The following is a 22,089-nucleotide window of genomic DNA, read 5'->3' as shown; positions in this document are numbered from 1 at the left end:
CTGCTATTGGATGAGGCTTTTTAATTTGACTAAATGATGACATTCGCCCATTTTTTTTAACCTATTCCAGCCTACCTACGTACCCTAAGAAGACAGAACGACTTGGGAGGCGCCGTATGCTCATGGCTCGAATCGGAAGTAGTAACTGTAGGTATCAGCCTTCTAACGAGGCTTATTTTCAAAAGTATCGCGAAAATACAATCGGTTATCACCAGACCTTTGAATCTCCATTTGGGCTTAAAAAGCTGATTTATGCGGATTGGGCAGCCAGCGGTCGTCTATATGGACCCATCGAGTCGAAAATAGCTAATGAATTAGGTCCATTTGTGGCGAACACGCATACGGAGTCTAATTTGACAGGTACTCTGATGACCCAAGCCTATGAAAAAGCAAAACAAATCATTAAGAACCACGTTCATGCCAACGAACATGATATCATTCTATTCGCCGGGTCTGGGATGACAGGTGCGGTGAATAAGCTTCAGCGAATATTAGGATTGAAAATACATGAAAAATTAAAGCCCCTCTACCCCATCGCCGAAAAAGACCGCCCCGTTATTTTTGTTACACACATGGAGCATCATTCCAATCATATTTCCTGGGCAGAAACCATTGGAGACGTTGTGTGTCTCCCTCCGGGTCCCGGAGGAATGGTCGATCCAGCTCATCTCGAACGACTACTGCTTCAATTTCGGCATCGCCCTATCAAAATTGGCGCTTTTACCGCCTGCTCCAATGTTACAGGGTTCGAAGTGCCAATTCACCAACTATCCCGCAAAATGCATGAACATGGTGGCGTATGTTTCATCGATTTTTCGGCAAGCGCACCTTATGCGGAGATCGACATGCATCCTACAGATCCCCTTGAGAAACTGGACGGGATTGTATTTTCTCCTCACAAATTTCTTGGTGGCCCCGGCACAAGCGGCGTTCTCATTATGGATTCGCGGCTGTGTCTTCATTGTGCTCCCGATCAGCCCGGAGGCGGCACGGTAAGTTGGACCAATCCTTGGGGTGGATACGAGTATAAAGATAGTATTGAGGCCCGCGAGGATGGAGGCACTCCTCCTTTTCTACAGGCTGTTCGAACCGCGCTCTGTATTCAGTTGAAGGAACAAATGGGATACAACCGCATGTGGGAGCGTAAAAAGGAGTTGACCTCATTATTGCTAAAAGGCTTGGGCATCATACCAGGTCTACACATTTTGGGAGGGAGCAGCCAAGATCGACTGGGAATCGTTTCTTTCGTTGTCGGCCATATTCACTATAACCTGATTGTAAAACTACTAAATGACCGGTTTGGCATTCAGGTCCGAGGTGGCTGTTCATGTGCTGGGCCCTATGGACATTATTTGCTGGGCATCGACCAGCAAGCTTCTAAGCAAATGACAGACCTGATTCATGCGGGGAACTTATCTCGAAAGCCGGGCTGGGTGCGTCTGTCGCTTCATCCCATGATGACCAATCAGGAAGTCTCCTATATTGTCTCTTCCATACGGGCTATCGTGGAAAACATAACAACCTGGCAAAAAGATTATACCTATCAACCGGAATCCAACGAATGGCGATCTATGAATGAACATAACAAAATGGACATCAGCAAATGGTTCAACTTTAGCAATTAAGAGACTCTTGTCCGTTTCCTTCTTTCAAAATACTCATAAGCTACACTGTAAGATTACTATATGAGGAAAGAAGGGGCGACAATGGGTCTCAATTTTCGCAACAGCACCAATGCGGCTATCTTTGTAGTTTTTGCCTATCCGGACTTCAGCTGTACTCCTGTTAACTACTCCAAAGCAGGCTGGTATCGCGTGAACCCCGGTCAAACTATTCAAGTATGGAGCGGCTTCGCCGGAGGTAATACGTTTTTCTATTACGCCGAGGATGATTTTGGACGTACATGGCAAGGTTCATACTTCACTCAAGTTCCTGAGAATGCCTTCGATTGGTGCTGGGATACAGGCTGTACCACTTGTAGAAACGTGGGACTGCGGAGAATTGCAGTTAGCCCGTTCGTCTTGAACTATACTATCGACTTTATAAGAAGCAGCAGTCAAAGAAAACCTGCATCAACCACACTCCGCATGACGCTGCCTTCCAAAGCAACCCAAGAGAAACCTATCTTGCGCAGAGTTCCTGCCAAACCTAAGAGATTACAACAAGGGAAACCTCAATTACAGAAACGCATCACTCATAAAAAACGGACAAAATAAAGAATGATCTGAACTCACCTATACAGATTAATTAGAAACAATACAGACTATTTAGAACCAAAAAGGAGCGACCTCCTTACACGGTCTGCTCCTTTCTCTTTTCTCTATACTGAGGTCAATCGGCTTATTTGCTCTCGGATTCCCACTTGGATATCTCTTCACGCACCCGTGGCGCTACCTCTGTTCCTAATAACTCAATAGCTCTCATGACATCATCATGCGGCATCGTGCCGACGGGCACGTGCAACAGAAAACGTGTAATGCCTACCTGTTTACGGAGATGAATGATTTTCTTGGCAACCGTATCGGGATCACCTACATACAATGCTCCTTCAAAGCTGCGCGCGGCATCGAAGCTGGAACGAGTATAAGGACCCCAACCACGTTCACGTCCAAGCACATTCATGCTCTGCTGAGTGGAAGGGAAAAACTTTTCCGCTGCAAGCTCGGTGGTCTCCGCGATAAAACCATGCGAGTGGGATGCAACTGGAAGCAGCGATGCATCATGACCTGCGTGCTTAGCTGCCTTTTTGTACAACTCCACCAATGGTGCAAACTGCATAGGGCTGCCTCCGATAATGGCAAGCACCAACGGCAATCCAAGCAAGCCCGCACGAACCACAGATTCCTGATTGCCTCCACTCCCGATCCATACAGGCAAAGGATTTTGCACCGGACGCGGATACACGCCTAAATTGTTGATCGCAGGCCGATGTCCGCCTTTCCAGGTCACTTTTTCGGATTCACGTATTTTCAATAGAAGTTCCAGTTTTTCATCAAACAACTCATCGTAGTTATCCAGGTCATACCCAAACAACGGAAACGATTCGATAAAAGAACCTCGGCCTGCCATAATTTCAGCTCGTCCATTCGAAATACCGTCCAGCGTAGCAAAATCCTGAAACACACGCACCGGATCATCCGATGAAAGCACCGTAACTGCACTGGTTAGGCGAATTCGTTGGGTCTGTGCCGCAGCAGCAGCCAGTATAACAGCCGGAGCAGATGCCGCATAATCTTTACGATGATGCTCTCCCACGCCGTACACATCCAGTCCTACCTGATCAGCAAGTACAATTTCCTCGACCACTTCACGTATCCGTTGTGCGTGACTGATAACCTCACCGGTTTGGGGATCCGGTGTTGTTTCTACAAACGTACTTATACCTATCTCCACTTGTCTTACCCCCTATTGTATGTTTCATTTTTCATTCGGTTGCTTTCGAAGCAATCATTTTAAAAACCGATATCTTTATATTGAACCTTTTTTATATCTTTTTCAAGCTCTCCTTTTCTGAGTTTGAAAATCAGGCGAGAGAAGTGTCGAGATCTGCGCAGGAAAAGCAGTCTCTTTGTCGAATTATGGTATGGAGTAAATAAGATTTCCATCCCCACACCATGAAAACAACAAGGAGGCGCATACATTTATGGCTTTTGTTATTAATAATTTAAAGGATAACAGCAATGTTGCCATCACTGACCAATTAGGTGGATTTACGGTACTGGAATACATAACAGATTTGAGTTGCACCTCGGTTGCGGCTGCGAAAGACAATTACTATATGAGCAAAAGTAACATGCGCCGCAAGCAGCTCATGATCGAAATCAATAATAGTGAGATTATGATGAGGGCAGGTGCCATGCAATATACTGTAGGTAGCATGGAAATGACTACCGGTGTAAAAGGCGTGGGAGGCTTAATGCGAAACTTGGTATCCGGTGCTGTAACAGGGACAGGTGCCATTAAGCCGCACTATAAAGGCACGGGAACCATCATGCTGGAGCCTACCTATCAATATATTTGGCTTATTGATGTCGATAATGATGACATTGCCATCGAAGACGGATTGTTTTTAGCTTGCGACACCACACTGGACATATCCGTCGTTGCACGTAGTAATCTTTCCTCTGCTGCACTGGGCGGAGAAGGGTTGTTTAATTTAAGCGCCCGTGGAAAAGGAGTGCTGGCACTTCAAGCGCCGATCCCTTCTGATGAAGCGGTCGTTATAGAATTGCAAAATGATGTGCTTAAGGTGGATGGCAACTTTGCCCTTATGTGGTCCAACACCCTACAGTTTACCGTCGAAAAATCGGGGAAAACCAAAATGGGCTCAGCCGCTTCCGGCGAAGGGCTGGTTAATGTATACAGGGGAACAGGAACCGTGTGGCTGGCACCACTATGACATCTATATGGGCATGAGCATTGGAAGCCCAATGATGCCCAATGCTAATAAAAAAGGAGAAGCCCTCGGCTTCTCCTTTTTATCCTCATGGAACTGAACAGTTTCTCTGCTATATACTTTAATTCTTTTTAACAAACTCCGATTTTAGCTTCATTGCTCCAAAACCATCAATTTTGCAATCAATATCGTGGTCGCCTTCCACCAGACGGATGTTTTTTACTTTGGTGCCAATTTTCAAGACGGAAGAGCTTCCCTTCACTTTAAGGTCTTTGATGACAGTTACAGAGTCACCATTCTTCAGAATGTTACCATTCGCATCTTTGACGACTTTTACGTCTTCACTGCTTTCAGTTTCTGACTCGGCAGACCACTCATGGGCGCATTCCGGGCAAATGAACAGACTACGGTCCTCATAAGTGTACTCTGAATTACACTCAGGACAATTTGGCAAATTAGACATGGTATTATGTACTCCATTCATTTTTATTTCTATTCCAAGCTACCTTGGAGTTCCCTACAAGTATATTGGATAATCAGTCGCGGTTCCAGTTATGAATGTAACTAAAACAGATGCTAACCTTCCTAGGCAGCACCCGTTTTGTACGACACGTTTATTATGCTTGGATTTGCTTGACCAGTTCACTAATTCCTTGCTTAAGCGGCGTCAGGGGACGCTTCAACAGCTTCTCAAAATCGTTGCTTACAACATCCAAAGCTCCTTCACGAATCGCTTGTTGAATGCCGACCACAATAGGGATGGCACCTTCCGGTACTCCCGCACCGAGCATGATCTCGGCATACGCAGCATCGTCTACCTGCTGTACAGGAACGTCCTTACCCAGGACCTCAGCAAGTATCGCTGCCAACTCTTCTTGGGTAATCGGCTTACCAGAGAGCTCGTAGATTGTATTCTCATGTCCTTCGCCAGACAACACGGCTGCAGCCGCTTGCGCGTAATCAGCGCGGGCAGCCCAACCTACTCTACCGGACCCTGCTGAGGTTAACCATGGTGCTCCCGCGAGTACGGATTGGATCGTGCCTGCTTCATTCTCAAGATACCAATTATTACGCAAGAAGGAGTAAGGAATACCTGACTCACGAATGAACTCCTCCGTAATACGATGTACGGGTGCAAGGAATAGAGTGCTGTCAGCGGCATTGGCCGCACTGGTATACGCGATGAAGCCTACTCCCGCACGCACAGCAGCATCAACAGCCGCTTTATGCTGACGAATTCTAGTATCATTATCCCCGTCTGCGGATATAATCAACAATCGATCTACACCAGCAAATGCCTGATCCAGCGTTTCTGGCTTGTCAAAATCGCCATGACGAACGTCAACGCCACGATTACGTAACCCCTCTGCTTTTTCCGGATTTCTTACGCTAACAATAAGGTCTTTTGCCGGGACGGATGCAAGCAATGTATCTACCACAATGGAACCCAGTTGCCCCGTTGCTCCTGTTAATGCGATTTTCATACGAAATCCTCCATTCAGATTTTATTTACTTTTATATAGTAACTAAAAATATGACATATGTCTAATTTAGAGTCTAAAGGTATGCTTTTTAGCACATGCTAGAATCCTGTACTGCCCCCAGTCCGTTCTATTAGTTGGCCACATCTATGAGATGCTAAAAATAATATAAAATAGCCCACCAGTAATTTGGTAGGCTATTTTATATTTAGTATTTTCATTATGAGAATAAGTCTAGTAACGGCTGCCAAACACATTTGAACTAACAGCATCGATACGAGCAAAATCCTCAGGGGTAAGTTGAATATCAACTGCCTTGATATTATCCTCCAAATACTTACGACGTTTCGTTCCAGGTATCGGTAATGTACCTCTTTCAATTGTCCATGCGATTGCTAATTGAGGTACCGTACAGTTCTTTTCTTTAGCAATTTCGGCTAGTCTATCAACGATACTAATATTTTCCTTGAAGTTATCGCCCTGGTAACGTGCCAATGAATTGCGTATATCGTCTGCTTGCAAGTTTTCATTAATATGACGTTCCCCAGTAATAAATCCTCTGCTTAAAGGACTATATGCTACAAGAGTAATCCCTAATTCTTTTGCAGTGGGCACAACTTCCTCTTCAATGTCTCGAGTCCAGATAGAATATTCCGATTGAATTGCAGAAATAGGATGTACTTCATACGCTTTGCGAATAGTAGCTGGATTAATAACAGACGCATTTATTCCGTTAGATAGGCCAAGATAACGTACTTTTCCGGCTTTCACTAATTCAGCCATTGCGCCAACCGTTTCCTCAATTGGAACATTAGGATCCACCGTATGTTGATAATACAGGTCTATATGATCAAGTCCAAGACGTCGTAGGCTTTCATCAATTGCTTTCTTTACATAGTCAGGGTGTCCACCGATGAATTCCCAATTGGGACCATATGAAAACTTAGTAGCAACGATCGCCTGATCTCTTCGTCCCTTCAATGCTTTTCCTAACAGTTCCTCGTTATGACCGTTACCATACGCATCAGCCGTATCAAGCAAAGTCACCCCGAGATCAAGCGCCCGATGAATCGTTTTGATAGACTCTTCATCATCTATAGCTCCATAAATACCAGGGGACATGCCCATCATACCCAAGCCAATAGAAGAAACTATGACATCACTACGTCCAAGTTTCTGTGTTTTCATTTTAGGCACCTCATTCTTATAAGTTCTTCACTTCATGTACAGATTAGCATACAAAAAATACAAAGTAAACAAAATACTTATTTATTGTTTACTTTGTATTCCGTTTGTATGCTACTGTTCTAATTCAGGTTATAATAGATGCAGGAGGGACTTCACTTGAATAACTATATGCAAGATAAAAAACATGAAAAAAAGACCAAGCTTATTAACAAGCTACTGCCCTATCTACGAAAAAACGGACTTCAATCTATTCGGATGGATGAGATTTCTAAAGTAATGGAGATCAGTCGAGCCACCTTATATAAGTATTTCGCAACTAAAGAAGAAATTGTACAGTTCATCGTGGACGGATTTATTGAATACCTGAAGGACTTGACTTATAGTTCTTTGGATTCCAGTCAAAGCTTTGGTACTCGTTTCTTGAAGATATTTGAACAGACTATTTCTCTTGCCGTTTATTTTTCAGACACTCTTCTTCAGGATATTGAAACCAGTTATCCAGATTTGTTTGATCGCTTTGACAAAACTATGAGAGAGCGCGAAGACAAAATACTAGCTTTTTATAAAGAAGGCATACAAGAAGGTTTTTTCAATGAAATTAACGGCAGACTGCTAATTAAGCAAGATGAAATTCTAAGGGACTTGTTTGATATTAAATACCTCATGACCAATCAATTTACGGTTCAACAAGTTTTATACGATTATTTTCAGTTAAAAAAACTTCAGTTGTTTAAGCCGGAAAAACTTGTAGTGATTGACGATAAAATGATAATGCCAGTACTAGAATACTTGACTCAAAAAATCTCCAAAAACATTCTTTAACCTTTATAATTTTCTAAAAACAAAGAGGCTCTTCAAACTGACAGAAGCTTCGTAAAAGAATTCGCTTTCTTTACGTTTGTTTGTTCGACTTCTTAAAAACGAAAAGAAGCTGCTCAATAAGCAGCTTCTTTTCGTTTAGATCGAATCACTTATCCATAATCCCCGCTTATTAGTGTATTCCAAACTTTCTGTATAGCTTTACGAAAAATGTTTGTAATTTCATGCTTTTCGGGTAAGGGTTGGTAACCCAGACTTTCCCCAAAGAGAGGAATATGTATATGAAGAAAGCTATGGTCATTGTAAATCCCTCTTCTGGCAAAGAGGAATCCCTCCAACATGTCAGAAACGTAGAAGAAATTCTACGTGAGCAAGGATACGCCGTTACAGTCGAAGAGACGGCACAAGAACTTGATGCCACCCGTTTTTGCGTCACTGCATGTCAGGAGACTTATGATCTAGTCGTTTCCCTCGGTGGAGATGGCACGCTTCACGAAACCATTAATGGTTTCATGGATCAAGCCCATCGTCCAAAACTAGGGGTCATCCCGCTTGGGACCGTCAATGATTTTGCCCGTGCCTTACAAATTCCGCTAAGTCCTGAACTGGCGATCCGTGCACTCACTTCTGCTCGCGTGAAAGCCGTAGATATGGGTCTCTTAAACGGTCGAATGTTTGCCAATGTTGTTGCCACTGGCTCCCTTGCCGAATCGCTATCCGCTGTGTCGTCAGACGATAAATCCATGTTTGGTACATTTGCCTACTTTAAAGAAGGTTTGAAAGAACTTATCAACCATCCTGCCCATCCGCTTATCGTCCGCTATGATGACAAGACTTGGGAAGGCGAATCCCCACTCTTTCTTGCTGCTTTAACCAACTCAGTTGGCGGATTTGAGAAACTGGCACCCGGGGCGGCTGTTGATGATGGTCTGCTTCACTGCTTTATTTTCAAAAACCTTAATATATTGAACACGGTGACGGCCAGCATAAGCTTATTTTTAGGCAACCTGAAAGATCATAGTGATATCGTTTACTTTACTGCAAAGCATGTAAGTGTCAGCTCTGCAGAACCGGTCAGTACGAATGTAGATGGTGAGGAAGGACCCTCTTTGCCTATCGAGCTTGGTATTCTAGCGCGTCACATCGAGGTGATTGTGCCTGAGGAGTCTAAGTAATAAAGTGCTTATCCTCAGGCTTGAGGCTCATAATCGCTCAATTTCCCCTCGTAGATCAGATGGAATCGGTCACTTTGCCGAAAATCGTCTGGTGTAATAAGGGCGGGCAACTTGTTCCATATTTTGATGCCGGATCGCTGTAAAATTTCCGCGACGAATTGCGAACAAAAATAAGAATTACTGAACTCAACTGGTTCTTTGAGTGCAACGCCAATTAATCCCAGTAAGTTATACATATATTTTTGCCGACTTCGGATAAATACATGTAAAACTCTCTTCATTTTCTCGACTTCACGGTCGGTTACTTGAAGCTCGTAGATGACACATGTTGTATTCGGAAATCTGCTGTATGTACCTGTCTTAATATCCTCTTTCACGAAACCACCATCCAGAGGGTTACTGGGGGTCTTTCTCCCGAAGCTGTATAACTCCGAAAGTTCTCGGTTGAAGGAAATGGAGGCGTGATTGTATGGTGCTCTTGTATAGCTTTTAATGACTCTCGTCAGAAACGTTCCCGTATTCGTAAGCAAGATAAAAACCGATTGATCAGCTACCATTTACGAAACTTCCCCTTATCAAGTTTGAATTATTCCTTCATAATAACATAGGACCCCCTTCAGGGAATCCTATTTCGCTATAAGTTGGTGAGTCGCAATGGACAGTTCGTTATTAACGTTAACCCTTATTTGTATAGCCTTATTAATCATCCATCTAATTTATATAGTGGTAGTCAAAACACAGCCAAACAAAGACTATGCAGCTATTGGACTTCGCATTAAGACCTGGTGGGGCATGTTCTTTATCTTTTGCCTGGCAACACTTTTCAATCCGATCGTTTCACTGCTTTCCTTGATGGTGCTTACTTTCTTTGCGCTAAAAGAATACTTCTCCATGATTAGATCCAGAAAAGCTGACCGCAGGTTGTTTTTATGGGCATACTTGGCGATTCCTGTACAGTTTTATTGGATTTATATCGGGTGGTATGGGATGTTTATCGTCTTTATCCCTATCTATGTATTCTTACTGCTACCGCTCCCACGATTGATCAATAAAGGAACCGTTGGTTTCCTACGTAGTGTCAGCTCGACTCAATGGGGACTCATGCTGATGGTTTTTGGACTGAGTCACCTGGCTTATTTTCAGTTTGCTGCGCCGCAATACGGAGCAAAACTTGTACTTTTTCTAGTGGTACTGACACAGCTCAATGATGTCGCACATTATCTGGCATCACTCTATTTCGGCAAGCGGAAAATCGTCCCGACATCCAATCCCAATATAACTTGGGAAGGCTTTGCATTTGCTTTTCCCGTAACCATAGTGGCTTCGTATCTAATCTATCCGTACCTGACGCCGTTTGATCTGAAATTTGGGATTATTTTCGGTATGTTGATTAGCTTGAGCGGTTTCTTCGGGAGCTTAACGGTTTCCGTGCTGAAGCGAGATTTATTAATCGGCGATGATAATAAGTTCGATGCTTTGAAAAAAAGCTACTTAAGCCGGGTAGATAGCTTGACCTACACCTCGCCCGTCTTTTTTCACGTGATTCGTTATTTTTTCGACTTTATGTAACAATATGTTTTTCTTCATCGCTCCACGATACTCTGCTTGCTTCTCACCGTTTTCATTTTGGTTAGCCGGGGTAAGTACTACTGTACCGCAAGCAGTCCTTATCCTAGAAAACAATCTTGAGGAGGCGTTAGAAATGGCAGAGCATAATCATGTTGTGAATAAGGAAGGCGAAGTGGCCTTGAACAAGGTAGATGACGCGTTAAATCGGATAGACGACAGCAAAAAGGATGACATCTTGGGCAGCTTTGATTCATTCAAAAGTTATTTGAGCGACAAAATTGAAATGGCTCAAAAAATCGGCTTGAATGAAGAAGTGATGGCAAAAGCAGCTGAGAAGATCGCAGGCTATCTGGCAGCCAAGGAAGAACCGCGCAATAGCGAGGAGAAGCTTCTTCAGGAATTGTGGAAGGTAGGGGACAAAGAGCAGCAGCACGCGCTTGCCCACATGCTAGTACGTGTGGCTCAATCCTCGTAGAAATATTTAATTTATGAAAAACAATATTTTACTATAAAAGAGCAGTCTGTCCTCATCCGAGGATAGACTGCTCTTGCGTTTACTATCGTTGAAGCGCGTTCCTAATTCTGCGAACCCCTTCACGTATCTCGCTTTCATGTAGATGTCCATAGCCCATGAGCAACCGGCTCCCTTCAAGCTGTACTGCAAACACATTTTGGCTACGGAGACAATTCAGTAAATCCTCTCGGAACAGAAACTGAAACTCTGCTACCAAATGTAGACCCGCAGCTCGGCCGCACACTCTATACTGCCCTGTAAAGTGCTGCTCAAGGCTATTAATCAGCACTTGACGACGCTTGGCATATACTTTCTTCATCTTATGTACATGATTATGAAGGAGTCGCTTCCTGATATACCGACTCAACACAATTTGCTCCAGGCTCGCCGTCTGGTAATCTGCCAGTTGCTTCAAACGGATAAAATCAGCAACTCGTGATGGTGGAAGAACAATATAACCGATCCGCAATGCAGGAAACAAGATTTTACTAAACGTCCCAACGTATAGCACCCGTTCCGGGTCCAGACTTTGCAAGGAGTGAACAGGCCCGCCATCATATCGGAATTCACTGTCATAATCATCCTCGAGCAGCAGGCACCCTGTCCGGGCTGCATACTGAATCAGCTCGATCCTTCTCTGGATTGGCAGGATGCCTCCCAAAGGGAACTGGTGCGAAGGTGTCAGATATGCCAGTTTGGGGCACCCTTTTTGCGGCAAATGGGCTGTTAGCATTCCCAAATCATCCACAGGCATGCTTCGTAGAGTTGCCCCTGTAGCCGACAAAATGCTTTTCAAATCTTCGTTCGTCGGTTCCTCGACCAGGACCTCATCGCCCACGGTCAGCAGCAGACGGGTGACCAACTGAATCGCTTGCACTGCTCCGCTCGTGATTACAATATGTTCTGGTCTTGCTTTTACCCCTCTGGTATGAACCAAATAGTCGGCCAGTTCCCTTCGTAGCTCCAGTTCTCCAGCTGGGTCGCCATAACCCAATGCGAGATCAGGAGCCTCTTTGCATACGCTTTGAAGCAAATCGGCCCATGATTTGCGTGGGAACAAATCCAATGCAGGAAGGCCTGTCCGGAAGGAAATGGTCGACTGCTCATTTGAGCATAGAGCATTCATTGCAGGCTCTGGCATTTCAACAGGCGGTATGGATACGTAACCCGGAAGAACAGCCCCCTCGGCTACATAGGTGCCTGAACCCGGGCGTGCAATGGCTAAACCTTCAGCCAGCAGCATTTCATAAGCTTCGAGAATAACATTACGGGAGACATTCAACTGTAAGGCCAGTACCCGAGTCGAAGGAAGCTTATATCCTGCCCGCAGTTCCCCGGTTAAAATTTGATCCCTTATGGCCTGATACACCTGACGCAGCATCGGAACTGTCATATTTTTATCGATAGAGATCCACATAGGCTACCTCCTCAAGCGGTACTGTCAAAAACCTGTTCAACTGGATCTACAAGTGCCCAATTTCTATTGCTACAGTATATATCAATATCTGTACAAGAGGTGACATGAAATGAACAAGCCTACCTGTTCGACTTACATGGAATTAGTGGTTGCAACCTTTATCGTTGGCAGTTCTGTGGTAGTAGGTAAACTGGTCGTAATGCAGTTGCCTGTCTTTTTATCGCAATCAGCCAGTCTAGCCGTTGCCCTTCTATTCTTAGTGCCCATAGTGTTCATCAAGAAAACTTCATTTAGGATCAGTAGACGAGATGCACTAATTTTGTTCATTCAGGCCTTGATCGGCATGTTTCTCTTCCGGGTTCTGATGCTATACGGGTTGGCCTACGCCTCTGCTTCCGAAAGTGGAATTCTAACAAGTTTGACCCCTGCTATCGTGGCCCTTCTTTCATATGTACTGCTGAGAGAAAAAATTTCGCTGCGTCCCGGGCTCGGCATTGCCTGTTCGCTGCTTGGTGTTTTGGCACTGCAAGTGCCTCATCTAGCAGCACTCCGGTTTAATACCCCCAATGCAACCTCATTTATTGGCATGTTGCTTGTTCTGTTTGCTGTGTTCGGGGAAGCGGCACTAACGGTATTACGCAAAATGCTATCCAGCGATGTCTCTTCCCTGCTTGGAACCATGTACATAACACTCTTTTCAATGCTTATGTTTATGGCATGTTCTTTCGGGGAAGCCCGACAATTCGATTTTAAACAAGTTAGTACAGGGGAGATTGGACTTGTCTTGTATTACGGTATCTTTGTCACAGCATTATCCTACGTTTTATGGTTCCGAGGCGTCTCAAGGGTACCGGCTAGTACGGCCGCTGTATACACGGGATGTATTCCCGTTAGTACACTGCTGTTGTCCTATATCATCCTCCGTGAATCTTTCTCATTTGCTCATCTGGCAGGTACAGGCTTTATCTTCCTTGGTATCCTGCTCATGTCACACCATAAACGCCGCTGACTCTCGTAACGCCATTCTCAAAAAAGAGGCTCCCTACTGTAACTTCGGGAGCCCCCCTTTGATAGGATACGAGTTCTTCACACAGGGAATTAATGTACCTGACCCAACAATTCATATGCATCTTCCTTGGTAGTAACCGCCAGAAGCGCTTCTCTAAAATGGTCGTCCATCAGCTTACGAGACAGCATTTGCAGCACCTTCAGATGGGCATTGTCCTTACTATTACGCGGAACAGCAATCATGAAGATCAGTTTCGCTTCACTTCCGTCCATACTTTTCCAGTCCACTCCGCTCCGCTTCACCCCAAAGACCACGCTTGGCTTCAGAACAGCTTCCGATTTACCGTGAGGAATGGCAATATTCATTCCAATGCCTGTGGAGCTTTCCTTCTCTCGGTCCAATATAGCCTGTTTAAAACCACTGGCAGAACTTACGGCTCCATTTCTCTCAAGTGCTCCGATCATTTCATCAATCACGGCATCCTGTGTCGTTCCTTCCAGATCCAGATTAATCAGATCCATCGTTACAATATCTGTCAACTTCTCAATGTGAATGGCTTGCGAAGATACCTCGGGTTCGTTATTTGCAATCGCTGAAGCTGATGACTCGGCGGCAGTCGTAGTCATCGTAGATTGTTCCGTTACTGCGGCAGAATTTCCAGATGTCTCTTCTCCAGCAACAGCCGGATTTGCAGTTGCAATATCCCTTTTCAGCAGACTCACCAGGATAACTGAGACGGCTGCTCCGACAATAACAGCAATGAAGAACATGAACACATTGTCCACTGCACCAAGAATGGCTACAATCGGTCCACCATGAGCTACCTTATCCCCTACATTTCCCAACATCGCAATGACTGAACCGACCATAGATCCTGCCATGATACTAGGAATAACACGCAATGGATCTTGTGCAGCGAAGGGAATCGCTCCTTCAGTAATACCGAATAATCCCATCGTGAATGTCGCTTTCCCAGCTTCGCGTTCTGCTGGTGCAAATTTACGCTTGTTGATCATTGCTGCAAGTCCCATTCCAATCGGTGGAATACAAATCGCAACGGCGATCGGTCCCATAATTTCGTAATTTCCTTCACCAATCATGGCCGAGCCGAATAAAAATGCTACTTTATTGACTGGACCACCCATATCGAAGGAGATCATCGCACCTAAAATCAGTGCCAATAGAATTGAACTTGTACCTTGCATACCTGCAAGCCAACCCGTCAAAGCTTCAAACAATTGTGCGACTGGAGAACCGATGATAAAGACAAAGATTAATCCTACAATTAAAGATGACAACACAGGGATAATAATAATAGGCATGATCGGCTGTAACGCTCGCCCAACCTTCATTTTCCGAATACCCAGTGCAACATAACCCGCCAGGAAACCAGCGATAATTCCGCCGATAAATCCGGCTCCCGCCTCACTTCCATAAAAACTGCCGTTCGCAGCAATGAATCCGCCAACCATACCCGGTGCAAGCCCCGGTCTATCCGCAATACTCATCGCGATGAATCCAGCGAGGATTGGTATCATAAAGGTAAACGAAGCCGAACCGATATCCTGAACCGTCTTCCAAAATGAACCGTCCGGTATAACCAGACCGCCTGGTGTCTTCTCACCACCAATCGTCAACGCAATGGCAATGAGCAATCCCCCAATGACGATAAAGGGCACCATATAGGATACACCATTCATCAAGTGACGGTAGATAGGATTTTGCTTCGGTTTATTCTCCTGTGAGCCAGCTTCGGAGGCACGTGACTCTGCCTGGTACACAGGCACATTCCCCTTCATCACCCGCTGGATCAATTCCTCCGGACGGCGAATCCCATCCTGTACTCCAACGACCAGCAGTTTCTTACCGACGAAACGGTCTTTGACCACCGTCTTATCCGCTGCAATAATAATGCCATCCGCTTCACGGATCTCCTGCTCCGTTAGTTGATTTTCTACTCCAATGGAGCCTTGTGTCTCGACCTTCATCTCGATACCCAGTTTGGCTGCTGCCTTTTGCAGATTCTCAGCTGCCATATACGTATGTGCAATTCCGTTAGGACATGAGGTTATCGCTAATATCTTCATAGTCATTCCCCTTCTCTCTGATGTTTCCGCTTACATTGATAGTATAACCGCCTTTTTTGCTGTTATCGGGCGAACTTTTTACCGGAACTTTCGGAAAAATAGAATAATACGGACAAAAAAACAGGACTTATAGATAAGTCCTGCTCCTAAGCACGGCTTTTAATTTTAGTTTATCCCTTTAGCTTCCCTAATAGTCTCATCGCATCGGTCTCCTTAGATAAAGCATGAACTAGAGCTGGCTGCTCACTGATTAGGGACAATTCCTTAAATAACTGCCGCATTTCTTCCCGCCCATCCTGTTTTACCGCAAGCAAGAACACAAGCTCTACTTTCTCGGTTCCCCAAGTAAGTGGCTTCTTTAAAGTAGCGACTACAATGGAGGACTGCCTTATCCACTCTGAGCCGCCATGCGGGATGGCTATGCCTCCCCCAATCGTCGTAGCTGACATTTTTTCTCGCGCCAATACGCTGTCCACATATCCTGTCTCCACATATCCTTTGTCCTCCAGTATTTGCGCCAGCTTGGAAATCAATTGTTCCGGACGCTGCACTTCTTGCTGGGGAAAGACTAAAAAAGGTGTTGTATACTTAAAAAATACAGATTCATCTGCGACTCTAGGTTCGGGCTCATCCATTCGTCTGATCACTTGCTCCAGTTGACGCTCATCCTTGGCATCCAGCAATGGAGAGACGAGAATGTGCGGAACGCTCAGCTCTGGAAGAGCTACGGTTGTAATGATGAGATCCACCTCCTGGGTTGCCAGATAGTCCTGGACTTCTGCCTTAGAAAGGGTTGTCTCCACATGTACAGCCGGAAACTTACGTTCCACCTTTGTGCGCAGTAGCTGGGACATACCGATACCCATGTGACACACGATGATGGCTCTCTGAGGATGACTCTCTTTCTGGTGAAGTCGCTCCACAGAAGCCTGAAAATGTAGCGTTAAATACGCCGCTTCCTCCTCAGGGAACGATAACCGGACCAAATCCCCTACCTCTTCCAGCGTAATAATAACCCGGTCGAACATGTAAGGATACATCTTCTTAATCTCAGTCAGCATAGGATTGGACACCGTCAAACCATATTGAAGCCGGTTCAGGGTCGTATATAAATGGACCTTCAACCCTTTCAGCAACATCTTATCCTTGGAAAAGTCAATCATATTCAGCTCCGACATCCGCCGGACTAACTGCTCAATCAGCTTAGGCAAAAGCGGATGGCTGTCTGCCAGATCGCTTTGTTTGCCCTTTCTATCCTCTTGCTGGTAACGGAACTTTCCGCCCAGCAAATGCAGGGTTAGATAGGCCGTTTCTTCCTTGGAAAAAGGTACGGAAAACAGCTTTTGCAGCTGCCGTAAAAACGAAGTAGCCCATGTAAATTCGGCCTTCTTCTGCAAAAAGGCAATGTCTTGCTCGGAGAGAGAGATGGGCTGTCCCAGCTTGGTTCGTTTGACCATTAAGAGAATATGGAGCATTAAACCCTCAAAAGCTTCATCAGTAAAGCTGAGTTCATGATGCTTTTGAAATGCTTTTAATTCATAATTGATGGTTGCAATCTCGTGCGGCTCAAACTGCTTGCGCATCATCTGTCCTGTTAACTCAGGACTATCAATCAGCTGATTCATCCGCGCCAAAGCGATCCGCTTGTTTTTCTCTGTGCCTTGAATGGTCAAGCCTACGCGCTGCTTGGTAACCAAGGCAAGATCAAAGCTGTGCAGCCAGTCATCAATCTTCTCCATATCTCTACGGATCACCGTCTTGTTCACATAATACTGGGAGGCCAGATCTTGTATCGTTACAGGCTTGGCATCCATCAAGAGCCGATAAGCGAGATGCAGCACCCTCTCCTCATCCGATTCATGCTGGGCTGTACTCTCGCCTGCATACAGGCGGTGAAATAAATCAGCCTGCTCCGCTTCACTTATCTCCAAATAAATACCGCGTCCCGGTCTTCTCACCAGATTTGCATCGGAGTGCTTGACTAGATATTCTTCAATTACTTTTAGATCGTTTCGAATTGTCTTTTCTGAGCAATCCGTTTGATCGGCCAAATCCTGAACTAACCACAGTCGGTCCGATTCAATTAACAACTTGCGGAAAATTTCTACTTGCCTTTTGTTCATTCCAATCTCCTATCTTCCAAAATAAAGAATGTTCAGGCATATCGGTTTATATTTCGTTAGCTTTATATTAACTTTATATTAGCTTATCGATATACTAATTGTAACCCTACAGCAACATACGGAGTGTATAATAAGACAATCCAAATATACTGGATTTTCAGGAGGAAGAACAGTGATCACCTATTTGAGATGCAATGAAGTCAGCATGGAGCACATTTTCCAGGCATTTTCGCTCGGATTCTCAGACTATTCCATTCGCCTGACCATGGAACAGGACGATTTCGCGGCACGTTTTTTCGGTCCAGAGGGTAATTCACGGAGCCACTCTTTCCTTGCCATGGATGAAGATCAGCCAATCGGCTTGATTCTCGGCGGTATCCGGCAGTTTGACGGGTACAAGACCATGCGTTGCGGTACGCTATGCATCGGTCCAGCTTACCGTGGCCAGGGTATTAGCAACAGGTTGCTCGAATTGCATAAACAAACGGCCATCTCCGCGGGCTGCCAGCAGCTATGGCTCGAAGTCATCAGAGATAATCACCGAGCTGTCCAATTCTATAAAAAGCACGGCTATCAGGCACGCTATACGCTAAAATATTATAACGCTATGCTCCCATCGGTCTCTCCCGCTCCTTCATCTTCGTACACTCTTAAAAAACTTATATTTGATGATGTCGCAGATTTCCGTACAACCCTCACCGACTGTCACATCCATTGGCAAAGTGACACACCTTATTACGCCAACAGCACACAAGAAGTTTTTCTCGGCATCTATGCAGTCGATCAAACCCGACTCGGCATGATTGCTATGGGTGCTCAAGGTAAAATCAACTTTCTTTGGGTCGATCCCAAACATCGAAACCAAGGCCTTGGACGTACCCTACTTCATAAAGCGGCAGAAACCCAAAAGGCCGAGAAGGTATATATCTGCCTGTCCGACAATAACTCTCTTGAAGGCTTTATCCAAAAGGTAGGCTTCTCTAAGGACCCTATTGAGCAGTATGAAATGTGTATACCCCTTCATAGATAATGGTTCACCACATTTAAATCAAAAAGAAGGTTAATCATGTGTACAATGATCAACCTTCTTACTGTCCATATTCCCCTGTTTGATCCAACTATATCTTTCATTTCTGATACCGTTTGATATATTCTGATTTAATGAGTGCGCACATGCAAAGATCATCATATTTCCCCAACGTAAATTCATACTGAGATAGGATTCCTTCCTGCCGAAAGCCTGCTTTTTCAAGCAAACGCAAGGATTGTGTATTCTCCGGCTCTACTAGTGCCTGAATGCGGTTCAAGAGGAGGGTATTAAACCCATAGTCGATTACAGCTGCAAGTACCTCTGACATTAACCCTTGGCCCCAATAGGCTCTGGACAATTCATAACCCATTTCTGCTCGGTGATGACGTTGATCCCAGTTATGAAATCCGCAAGAACCGATGATTTTACCTTCATTCGTTTGAAGAGCCCAGCGGATTCCCTGGTCTGTCTCAAAAATCTGATCATACCAACTGATCTCATCCAATGCGTCCTGTTCAGACTCAAATGGGCTCAGTCCATAAAACTTCATCACCTGCTCATCTGAAAAGTATTCCAACATGTCCTTGCTGTCCGTCGCTACCATTTTTCGTAATACAAGACGTTCGGTTGTTATAACCGGAAACTCACCTTTCATATTCTCACCCCTGTCCCCTTGTTCACTTTCGCCAGCTTTCCATTCATACCTACGCCTCCTAAGTTCAATATTCGATGATCATTACTTTCTTCTTCCAATTATAAAGTAAATGAAAGAATACCTCTAAAGGGATATTTATAATTAGTTCTTTGTTTATAGAATGTTTTCCTAAACATGGATGATAAAAAGACCGTTATATAAGGAGTGTGTCTTAAATTATGGAATATTAAAATGAGGTGTACGATTTGGAAGACCAGCACATATCACAGAATTCACAGGCAACAGCAAGAGAGAGGTACATTCGGCATGGGCAAAACTATGGGGAAACAAACAGAATGGCTGAAATATCAAAAACCTACGGTTCGTCTATTTTGTTTAGACGTTGGGGAGCAACGATTTTTGATTTCATATTTTTTATAATTGGTTATATTTGTTTTTTCATCTCGGTCATTCAGGTAACAGACAGATGGTTGTTGCCTTTAGCGATTGCTTCCCGTTGCATTCTGATTATAGCTTTCTTCTGCTATTATTTGCTTTTGGAAGGTTACACAGGCTATACGCTTGGCAAATTTGTTTTTCGTATTAAGGTGGTTAACGGAGAAGGAAACCCTCCTGGTTTTCTTAAATCACTCATTCGCACGCTGCTCAGGTTAATAGATACCAATCCATTGCTAATGGGTTCACTACCTGCTGGTATCAGCGTGTTAGTAACTGCATCAAGACAACGAATTGGTGATTTAGCCGCAGGTACATATGTGGTAAAGGTACGGGATTTAGAGCCGATTAGCAAAAAGGTAATGAGATGGTCGCTCTTTATATTTTTTACCGCAATGGTGATTTTGGGAGCCTCGTTTGTAAATGCTATTTTTGTACTGGCAAACAGTTACGAGTCCGATGAAGCTCCGGTAAGCAAGCAGGAACAGAGCTATGTAAGTAGAGATGGAAGATTTCAAATCTCAGCCCCGTTAGACTGGTCAACAGACCCGGACTGGGAAGGAAAAGCAGATATTGCGATATTCAATCCCTACATTCAAAAGTCTGTTATCGTACGATCCAATTCGAAGGAGAAATTGGGTAATGTAACGCGCCAGTACTACACAAAGAAAATTCAAAACAATATAACCAAAGAGTTTAATCTCTCTACGGTAGGACCCTCATCCAACACCACGATTCAAGGATATCCTGCCACTCAGTTCACGATTAAAGGACAGAAAGATGTAGACCGTTATGTCACCCATGTAGCTATTATTGAAACTGAAAATAATTTCTATCAGATCATCGGTTATACACCTGCATCAAAATATAGCCGTTTAAAGAAAGAACTTCATGACATTACCTATAGCTTTCGTGAGGTTCGACCATAGGCAACATGACTAGCAATGAGAGAATACGACGCAAAAAACAGGCGCTCCTTGGAGCCCTGTTTTTTTGCATACAACTACTCTTGATATCTATGATAAAATAGGCTGACACGTTCAGCGCCCTGCTCTATTATATTGTTCAGATGCACAACGAATTGAAAACCCTTTCAAAAATGCGATATAGTAAAACACCTTACATCACTAGATAAAGGAGGAGTCCTGATTTGTTTCCGCTCTCCGAAAGACAAGCCCAAGACATCGTAGACAAAATGATGAAGGATATTCCATACAACATCAATATTATGAATGAACGAGGCATCATCATTGGCAGCGGCGAGAGTGAACGAATCGGAACCATTCACCAGGGGGCTGTTCAGGCGCTCGAAACCGAGAAAATGATTGAAGTGTGGCAGGACGGACATTACGAGAAAAAGGGAACCAATGAACCAATTGTCATTCATCATGAGCTAGTCGGTGTCATTGGTATTTCAGGCAATCCTGACGAAGTTCGTCCTTTTTGCAATATTGTTAAAACTACGGTGTCTCTTCTGATTGAACAGCGCATTTCCTTGGAGCATTTGGCCCACGAGGCCAACCGTAAAAAATCCGTACTGGAAATGCTGTTAAATCATCAGGGAGCCTACACCCAAAAAATAAAAAAAGAAGCTGCTCAATATCACATTGATTTGCTTCTCAAAACTTCGGCTGTATATGTAAAGCATCTTCCTTCTGATCCTGCTCATTTGGCCGAGTTATCCAATATATTGATGCAGCACCCATCCTTTCGGATGGAGGAAGACAGTTATCTCATCCTGATACAAAATCAGGAACCAACCGCCAAACTGTTGGAACCACTTGTACGCAGCCATCCCGATGTGCTGCTTGCCATCAGCAGACAAGAGCACAGCATTGCCGATGTTTATATGCAAGCCAAGTCCGCTATGAATGTTTTACTAGCACTGCGTCCGCCTGTGCAGATCGTTTCTTTTGTTGAAGTCGAATTTCTGGTCAAATTAAGCCAAACCAACCTGACTAACACGATTCATCTGGTTAGCAAGCTGGAAGATACCGTGGATTTGCTGGATACGCTGCGAAGCTTTATTAACCATAACGGCAGTGTCTCCTTCACCGCAGATGAATTAAACATTCACCGAAATACACTGCAATACCGCCTGAAGCGCATCCATACCTTAACTGGCAAAGATCCCCGGAATCTCCTTCAGCTTTTTGAGCTTACGCACGGCTTATTGGCGCTGTATCAATAA

20 protein-coding genes are annotated in these 22,089 nt (G+C 44.4%); 11 read left to right on the top strand and 9 right to left on the bottom strand.

The window, feature by feature from the left end:
• Positions 1-116: 116 nt before the first annotated feature.
• Positions 117-1,625 carry an aminotransferase class V-fold PLP-dependent enzyme gene (locus BN1546_RS11910; protein ID WP_090737619.1) on the top strand — a complete coding sequence of 503 codons (1,509 nt, stop codon included), beginning with the start codon at positions 117-119 and terminating at the stop codon, positions 1,623-1,625.
• 81 nt (positions 1,626-1,706) lie between these two features.
• Positions 1,707-2,216, top strand: coding sequence for a DUF1036 domain-containing protein (locus BN1546_RS11905; RefSeq protein ID WP_013373808.1), 510 nt, complete (start codon positions 1,707-1,709; stop codon positions 2,214-2,216).
• Positions 2,217-2,340: 124 nt separating this feature from the next.
• Here the strand turns inward: BN1546_RS11905 and BN1546_RS11900 are convergent, their stop codons facing one another.
• Positions 2,341-3,393, bottom strand: coding sequence for an LLM class flavin-dependent oxidoreductase (locus BN1546_RS11900; protein ID WP_058830946.1), 1,053 nt, complete (start codon positions 3,391-3,393; stop codon positions 2,341-2,343).
• 250 nt (positions 3,394-3,643) lie between these two features.
• On the opposite strand from BN1546_RS11900, the gene BN1546_RS11895 reads away from it, so the two are divergent.
• Complete coding sequence (locus BN1546_RS11895) at positions 3,644-4,399, top strand: AIM24 family protein (RefSeq protein ID WP_016822536.1); 756 nt, start codon at positions 3,644-3,646, stop codon at positions 4,397-4,399.
• Between the two features lie 118 nt (positions 4,400-4,517).
• On the opposite strand, the gene BN1546_RS11890 is transcribed toward BN1546_RS11895, so the two are convergent.
• The 3 genes from BN1546_RS11890 to BN1546_RS11880 all read right to left on the bottom strand — a co-directional run bounded on the left by BN1546_RS11890 (position 4,518) and on the right by BN1546_RS11880 (position 7,065).
• Complete coding sequence (locus tag BN1546_RS11890; RefSeq protein ID WP_040102512.1) at positions 4,518-4,859, bottom strand: zinc ribbon domain-containing protein YjdM; 342 nt, start codon at positions 4,857-4,859, stop codon at positions 4,518-4,520.
• Positions 4,860-5,013: 154 nt separating this feature from the next.
• On the bottom strand, positions 5,014-5,880 hold the full coding sequence (locus tag BN1546_RS11885) for an SDR family oxidoreductase (RefSeq protein ID WP_013373814.1): 867 nt from the start codon (positions 5,878-5,880) through the stop codon (positions 5,014-5,016).
• Positions 5,881-6,111: 231 nt separating this feature from the next.
• A complete protein-coding gene (locus tag BN1546_RS11880; RefSeq protein ID WP_025678116.1) occupies positions 6,112-7,065 on the bottom strand; it encodes an aldo/keto reductase in 954 nt (317 codons plus the stop codon).
• Positions 7,066-7,221: 156 nt separating this feature from the next.
• Here BN1546_RS11880 and BN1546_RS11875 point away from each other — a divergent pair, with 156 nt between their 5' ends.
• Both BN1546_RS11875 and BN1546_RS11870 read left to right on the top strand, forming a co-directional pair.
• The gene (locus tag BN1546_RS11875; protein WP_025678118.1) at positions 7,222-7,887 is read left to right on the top strand and encodes a TetR/AcrR family transcriptional regulator; all 666 of its coding nucleotides are present in this window, start codon (positions 7,222-7,224) and stop codon (positions 7,885-7,887) included.
• A 278-nt stretch (positions 7,888-8,165) separates the two neighbouring features.
• Positions 8,166-9,059, top strand: coding sequence for a diacylglycerol/lipid kinase family protein (locus BN1546_RS11870; RefSeq protein ID WP_090737617.1), 894 nt, complete (start codon positions 8,166-8,168; stop codon positions 9,057-9,059).
• A gap of 14 nt (positions 9,060-9,073) precedes the next feature.
• On the opposite strand, the gene BN1546_RS11865 is transcribed toward BN1546_RS11870, so the two are convergent.
• Positions 9,074-9,616, bottom strand: a complete 543-nt coding sequence (locus tag BN1546_RS11865) for a hypothetical protein (RefSeq protein WP_025678121.1) — start codon at positions 9,614-9,616, stop codon at positions 9,074-9,076.
• A 97-nt stretch (positions 9,617-9,713) separates the two neighbouring features.
• Here BN1546_RS11865 and BN1546_RS11860 point away from each other — a divergent pair, with 97 nt between their 5' ends.
• Positions 9,714-10,628, top strand: coding sequence for a phosphatidate cytidylyltransferase (locus BN1546_RS11860; RefSeq protein WP_090737615.1), 915 nt, complete (start codon positions 9,714-9,716; stop codon positions 10,626-10,628).
• Between the two features lie 133 nt (positions 10,629-10,761).
• Positions 10,762-11,103: a DUF3243 domain-containing protein gene (locus BN1546_RS11855; RefSeq protein WP_013373818.1), complete on the top strand. Its 342-nt coding sequence runs from the start codon at positions 10,762-10,764 to the stop codon at positions 11,101-11,103.
• A gap of 82 nt (positions 11,104-11,185) precedes the next feature.
• On the opposite strand, the gene BN1546_RS11850 is transcribed toward BN1546_RS11855, so the two are convergent.
• On the bottom strand, positions 11,186-12,559 hold the full coding sequence (locus BN1546_RS11850) for a MocR-like pyridoxine biosynthesis transcription factor PdxR (RefSeq protein WP_090737613.1): 1,374 nt from the start codon (positions 12,557-12,559) through the stop codon (positions 11,186-11,188).
• Between the two features lie 109 nt (positions 12,560-12,668).
• Between BN1546_RS11850 and BN1546_RS11845 the strand changes: the two genes are divergently transcribed.
• On the top strand, positions 12,669-13,568 hold the full coding sequence (locus BN1546_RS11845; protein WP_090737611.1) for a DMT family transporter: 900 nt from the start codon (positions 12,669-12,671) through the stop codon (positions 13,566-13,568).
• Positions 13,569-13,657: 89 nt separating this feature from the next.
• Here BN1546_RS11845 and BN1546_RS11840 read toward each other — a convergent pair whose 3' ends face one another.
• Together BN1546_RS11840 and BN1546_RS11835 are read right to left on the bottom strand one after the other, a co-directional pair.
• On the bottom strand, positions 13,658-15,655 hold the full coding sequence (locus BN1546_RS11840; RefSeq protein WP_090737608.1) for a PTS fructose transporter subunit IIABC: 1,998 nt from the start codon (positions 15,653-15,655) through the stop codon (positions 13,658-13,660).
• 170 nt (positions 15,656-15,825) lie between these two features.
• Positions 15,826-17,778 carry a BglG family transcription antiterminator gene (locus tag BN1546_RS11835; RefSeq protein ID WP_090737606.1) on the bottom strand — a complete coding sequence of 651 codons (1,953 nt, stop codon included), beginning with the start codon at positions 17,776-17,778 and terminating at the stop codon, positions 15,826-15,828.
• A gap of 172 nt (positions 17,779-17,950) precedes the next feature.
• Between BN1546_RS11835 and BN1546_RS11830 the strand changes: the two genes are divergently transcribed.
• Complete coding sequence (locus tag BN1546_RS11830) at positions 17,951-18,808, top strand: GNAT family N-acetyltransferase (protein WP_025678126.1); 858 nt, start codon at positions 17,951-17,953, stop codon at positions 18,806-18,808.
• A 97-nt stretch (positions 18,809-18,905) separates the two neighbouring features.
• Here the strand turns inward: BN1546_RS11830 and BN1546_RS11825 are convergent, their stop codons facing one another.
• Positions 18,906-19,463 carry a GNAT family N-acetyltransferase gene (locus BN1546_RS11825; RefSeq protein WP_090737604.1) on the bottom strand — a complete coding sequence of 186 codons (558 nt, stop codon included), beginning with the start codon at positions 19,461-19,463 and terminating at the stop codon, positions 18,906-18,908.
• Between the two features lie 245 nt (positions 19,464-19,708).
• Here BN1546_RS11825 and BN1546_RS11820 point away from each other — a divergent pair, with 245 nt between their 5' ends.
• Positions 19,709-20,827: an RDD family protein gene (locus tag BN1546_RS11820; protein ID WP_090737602.1), complete on the top strand. Its 1,119-nt coding sequence runs from the start codon at positions 19,709-19,711 to the stop codon at positions 20,825-20,827.
• Positions 20,828-21,048: 221 nt separating this feature from the next.
• Positions 21,049-22,089, top strand: a complete 1,041-nt coding sequence (locus tag BN1546_RS11815) for a CdaR family transcriptional regulator (RefSeq protein WP_090737600.1) — start codon at positions 21,049-21,051, stop codon at positions 22,087-22,089.

The sequence above is a fragment of the Paenibacillus sp. Mc5Re-14 genome (assembly GCF_001049835.1).
GTDB lineage: Bacteria > Bacillota > Bacilli > Paenibacillales > Paenibacillaceae > Paenibacillus > Paenibacillus polymyxa_C.
This window is presented reverse-complemented; position numbering and strand designations above follow the sequence as displayed.

Coding starts and splice junctions, on each gene's coding strand:
- BN1546_RS11880 (WP_025678116.1), bottom strand. CDS start 7,065: ATGAAAACACAGAAACTTGGACGTAGTGATGTCATAGTTTCTTCTATT.
- BN1546_RS11850 (WP_090737613.1), bottom strand. CDS start 12,559: ATGTGGATCTCTATCGATAAAAATATGACAGTTCCGATGCTGCGTCAG.
- BN1546_RS11845 (WP_090737611.1), top strand. CDS start 12,669: ATGAACAAGCCTACCTGTTCGACTTACATGGAATTAGTGGTTGCAACC.
- BN1546_RS11885 (WP_013373814.1), bottom strand. CDS start 5,880: ATGAAAATCGCATTAACAGGAGCAACGGGGCAACTGGGTTCCATTGTG.
- BN1546_RS11910 (WP_090737619.1), top strand. CDS start 117: ATGCTCATGGCTCGAATCGGAAGTAGTAACTGTAGGTATCAGCCTTCT.
- BN1546_RS11855 (WP_013373818.1), top strand. CDS start 10,762: ATGGCAGAGCATAATCATGTTGTGAATAAGGAAGGCGAAGTGGCCTTG.
- BN1546_RS11865 (WP_025678121.1), bottom strand. CDS start 9,616: ATGGTAGCTGATCAATCGGTTTTTATCTTGCTTACGAATACGGGAACG.
- BN1546_RS11860 (WP_090737615.1), top strand. CDS start 9,714: ATGGACAGTTCGTTATTAACGTTAACCCTTATTTGTATAGCCTTATTA.
- BN1546_RS11870 (WP_090737617.1), top strand. CDS start 8,166: ATGAAGAAAGCTATGGTCATTGTAAATCCCTCTTCTGGCAAAGAGGAA.
- BN1546_RS11905 (WP_013373808.1), top strand. CDS start 1,707: ATGGGTCTCAATTTTCGCAACAGCACCAATGCGGCTATCTTTGTAGTT.
- BN1546_RS11890 (WP_040102512.1), bottom strand. CDS start 4,859: ATGTCTAATTTGCCAAATTGTCCTGAGTGTAATTCAGAGTACACTTAT.
- BN1546_RS11840 (WP_090737608.1), bottom strand. CDS start 15,655: ATGAAGATATTAGCGATAACCTCATGTCCTAACGGAATTGCACATACG.
- BN1546_RS11825 (WP_090737604.1), bottom strand. CDS start 19,463: ATGAAAGGTGAGTTTCCGGTTATAACAACCGAACGTCTTGTATTACGA.
- BN1546_RS11895 (WP_016822536.1), top strand. CDS start 3,644: ATGGCTTTTGTTATTAATAATTTAAAGGATAACAGCAATGTTGCCATC.
- BN1546_RS11835 (WP_090737606.1), bottom strand. CDS start 17,778: ATGAACAAAAGGCAAGTAGAAATTTTCCGCAAGTTGTTAATTGAATCG.